The sequence below is a fragment of the Saccharomonospora iraqiensis subsp. paurometabolica YIM 90007 genome, from assembly GCF_000231035.2.
Taxonomy (GTDB): Bacteria; Actinomycetota; Actinomycetes; order Mycobacteriales; family Pseudonocardiaceae; genus Saccharomonospora; species Saccharomonospora paurometabolica.
The window spans coordinates 339682-343562 of the sequence record NZ_KI912250.1; the positions used below are offsets into that span (position 1 = coordinate 339682).

At 72.7% G+C, this 3881-nt stretch carries 4 protein-coding genes and 1 pseudogene; all 5 read right to left on the bottom strand.

The features are described 5' to 3' along the window. Nucleotides 1-154: 154 nt before the first annotated feature. On the bottom strand, nucleotides 155-571 hold the full coding sequence (locus tag SACPADRAFT_RS0217795; RefSeq protein WP_007026823.1) for a roadblock/LC7 domain-containing protein: 417 nt from the start codon (nucleotides 569-571) through the stop codon (nucleotides 155-157). Between the two features lie 151 nt (nucleotides 572-722). After that, nucleotides 723-1328 (bottom strand): GTP-binding protein, encoded by a 606-nt coding sequence (locus SACPADRAFT_RS0217800; RefSeq protein WP_007026822.1) that lies wholly within the window; start codon nucleotides 1326-1328, stop codon nucleotides 723-725. Continuing rightward, nucleotides 1309-2127, bottom strand: coding sequence for a DUF742 domain-containing protein (locus tag SACPADRAFT_RS0217805; RefSeq protein ID WP_007026821.1), 819 nt, complete (start codon nucleotides 2125-2127; stop codon nucleotides 1309-1311). Before SACPADRAFT_RS0217805 ends, SACPADRAFT_RS0217800 begins: the two co-directional genes overlap by 20 nt. Before the next feature lie 84 nt (nucleotides 2128-2211). Beyond that, the gene (locus SACPADRAFT_RS0217810) at nucleotides 2212-2667 is read right to left on the bottom strand and encodes a roadblock/LC7 domain-containing protein (protein ID WP_007026820.1); all 456 of its coding nucleotides are present in this window, start codon (nucleotides 2665-2667) and stop codon (nucleotides 2212-2214) included. A gap of 3 nt (nucleotides 2668-2670) precedes the next feature. Continuing rightward, a pseudogene (locus SACPADRAFT_RS0217815) lies at nucleotides 2671-3881 on the bottom strand (nitrate- and nitrite sensing domain-containing protein); the annotation flags it as partial.

The window sequence follows — 3881 nt, forward strand, 5'->3', positions numbered from 1 at the left end:
CGACGCGGGCGGCGTCGGCGGCCGGGGCGGGCCCTGCGGGCGCACGCGGCGCGCCAGCTCGGTGACCTGCGCGACGCTGCTCAAGTCGAACCGGTTCGGGGAGTCGAACTCCTCCCTCCCCGTCGGCCGGTTCAACTTCTCCCACTCGTCGCCCTCAGTCACGCGCGCCGCCCTGCAGCTGCGCACGGAGCTCCGGGGTCATCTGCTGGCCGACCCGGTCCACCAGCAGCGTCATCTCGTAGGCGACGGTGCCGATGTCGGCCGTGGGCGCGGCCAGCACGGCGAGGCACGAGCCGTCGCTGATGGACATCAGGAACAGGTAGCCCTTCTCCATCTCGACGACCGTCTGGGTCACCTCCCCGCCGTCGAAGCAGCGGGCGGCCCCGTAGGTCAGCGACACCAGCCCCGAGGCGACGGCGGAGAGCTGCTCCGCCCGGTCCTGCGGGAGTCCGTCCGAGGCCGAGAGCAGCAGTCCGTCGGCGGAGACGACCACCGCGTGGGCGGCACCGGGCACCCGGCGCACGAAGTCGGTGATGAGCCAGCCGAAACCGCGGTGAGTCGCTGCCGTCACTGTCCCTCCTCGCCTCGCGGCCTGCGCGCAAGACTATTAGCCGGGTCAAACCGCCGGTAGCCGTTCCCCCGGTTCCGCGCCGGGAATCACGCCGTCGGCGCAGGCGACGGCACACGTCCGCCGGATGCCCACCCGGCGAACGTGACCGAGCTCACCCCGCCTTGAGGGTCGAGTCGTGCGCGATCGCGTGTTGCACGACCGAGATGAGCACCTGCTTGGTCGACTCCCGGTCCCGCGCGTCGCAGGCCATGATCGGCACCGAGGGGGCGATGGTGAGCGCGTGCCGGACGTCCTCGATCTGGTGGTGCAGCAACCGGTCGAAGCAGTTGATCGCCACGATGTACGGCAGCTTCCGGTTCTCGAAGAAGTCGATCGACGGGAACGCGTCGGCGAGCCTGCGCGTGTCCACCAGGACGACCGCCCCGATCGCCCCGTGGGCGAGGTCGTCCCACATGAACCAGAACCGGTGCTGGCCCGGTGTGCCGAAGACGTAGAGGACCACGTCGGAGTCGAGCGTGATCCGCCCGAAGTCCATCGCCACGGTGGTGGTCGCCTTGTCCGGTGTCTGCGACAGGTCGTCGACCGACACGCTGGCCTCGGTCATCGAGGCCTCCGTGGTCAGCGGATCGATCTCGGACACCGCGCCCACGAGCGTCGTCTTCCCGACGCCGAACCCGCCCGCGACCAGGATCTTGGTCGACTGCGTCGGGCCGGACACCGCCGGCGAGGACGGGGCGTCAAATTCTCCGAAGCCCACTGAGCACCCTTTCCATGAACTCGATACTGGGCCGGTCTCCCACCATGGAGGACGCGGAGTGCACGAGCACGAGCCCGAGACCGGCAACGTCACCAACCAGAATCCGGACGACCCCCAGCGGCATCCCGAGCAGCGCCGCCACCTCGGCGACCGACCGGGTGTCCAGGCACAGTCCGCAGATGGAGCGGTGTTCCGGGACGCGGACCCGGTCCAGCCGCCTGCCCCGCTCGCTGGTGGAGATCAGCGCCTCGATGGCCAGGTCGTAGTCCGGTTTCGTCCTGCCCCGGGTGCGGAAGTACGGGCGCACCAGCCCGGACGAGGTGTCCTCGTCCTCGGTGGCGGTCTCCCCCGGACGGCGCGGCACCGGGGACGGGCGGTCCCACGACGGCGGGCCCGAATCCCACGACGGCGGGCCCGGGTCCCGGGAGGGCGGGCCGGAGTCCCACGACGGGGGCCCGTGGTCCCGGGACGACGGGCCGGGGTCGTGCCGTGCCCCGTCGGCGGACCGGAAGCCGTCCTGCCCCGTTCCGCCACCCCCCATGCCGTACAGCTCGGCACCGGGTCCGCTGAACAACTGGCCGGATTCGGTGACGTCGGTGACGAACGGGCCGACGTCGGCACCGCCCGCGCGCAACCACTCGCCCGTGTCGAGGGTGTCGGACGGTGGGCCGCCCGCCCGTCCCGGACGGGGATCCGGGTCGGCACGGTCGCGGTACCCGGCCCCGTCGCCCGGCTCGTTCGTCCGGCGCCAGGCCGCACCGTCGAGCCATCGATCGCCTCGTGACTGCCCGGAATTCACGGCGGTCTCCTCAGTGTGTTCTCACCGTCTGCGTTGTCTCACCGTCTGCGTCGCCCCCCGACCACGCGCTCCCGCGTGGGACCGTCAGCGCTGCGCGCCCTGCAACTGCGCACGCAACTCCGGTGTCATCTGCTGACCGACCCGGTCCACCAGCAGCGTCATCTCGTACACCACCAACCCGATGTCCGAATCCGGGGATCCGAGCACCGCCAGGCACGAGCCGTCGGAGACCGACATCAGGAACAGGAACCCGTTGGCCATCTCGACCACGGTCTGGGCCACCGTGCCGCCCTCGAACACCTGCGCGGCGCCGCGGGCGAGGCTCGTGAGGCCGGACGCCACCGCGGCGAGCTGGTCGGCCCTGTCCTTGGGCAGCCCCCGCGAGGCCGCGAGCAACAGGCCGTCGGCGGAGACCACCACGGCGTGCGCCGCGCCCGGGACGCGGTGCACGAAATCCGTGATGAGCCACGCGAAGTTGCCCGTCTGCCCGGAGTTGCCCTGATTCGGCGCTCCCGGACGTTCTGAACCCGCCCGTGTCAACTCTTACTCCTTCGCCCCGTTGGAACGGGGGGTTTCCCCCGTCTCGTCGACTTGCTCGCTGCGAACCTGCGGCTCGTGGAGCGCGTGGCGGCCACTCTGGTAGCCACGCTGGAAACTCATCATCCGGGTCCGCGCCGCTTCGGCCGACCGCGCGATGGCCCCCTGCCCCGGCTCCCCGGCGGTCGCGTCGGTGAACCCGTCACCCCTGCTGGTGAACCCGTCATCCCTGCTCGGGCTACCGACCGAGCCCGGCACGAGATACGCGTTGGGCACACGCTTCGGCAGGCCCGCGGGGGTGATCTCCTCGTTCTTGTCCTCCAGCAGCGCGTGCGCCGCCTGCCACCCCAGGTCCGAGGCGCTGTGCCAGTCGTCGCCGGTGGCCCCGTCCGGCGTGCCCGCCGCACCGTCGCGTCCGGAGCCGTCCCGGGAACCGTTCATCGCCGCCTCCGCCGGTCCGGTGTCCCCGCGACCGTCCGAGCCGGCCCCCTCCGCCGGACCACCCGCGGCCGGGTCGCCGGACCCCGCCGCATCGTGGTCGTCGTCGGGTTCGAACGCGCTCTCCTCGCTGAACCAGCGCGACAACACGGACTGGTAGATCGGCAGTCTTCTCGTGGGCGCATCGTCCTCCAGAGCACGTCCGTCGGCGACGTCCCCGTCCGGGGACTCCTGCGGCCACACCGGCTCGGCCGACACCGGAGAGGTCACTGCCGCGGGCCCCACCAGCTCGGTCGGGGGCTCACTCGCGGGCCCGTCGAGGAACCGGGTCGCGGGTTCCGCGCCGGATCCCGGTTCCGGCTCCCGACCGGACCGCGACCCGTTCCCCTCCCCGGTGTCCGGGGTCAGGAACGGGCCCGCCGCCGGACTCCGGCCGCCGATGAGGTCGTCGAGACTGATCGGTTCGTCCAGCGGGCGCAGACCGTCCTCCCGGCCCGGGTCCGGGGAACCGTCGTCCGCCCCGGCCCTGTCCGCCGTTGCGGCGCCCGATCCGGGGGCGTCCGATCCGGCGGCGTCCGGCCCGAGAGGGTGCGGATCCGGCGGGGGCGGTGTCGCGGCGGGTCGTTCCGGGACCGGCGGGGTGGTCTCTCCGGTGGCGTTCGTGCCGCCGTCCCGCGGCGGGTGACCGTTGCGGTCCGTCTCCACGGGGCCGCCGGGTCCGGCCCCCGCGAACGGATCCACCGGTCCGGCCGGATCCGCGCCGGGCGCGTTCGTCGACT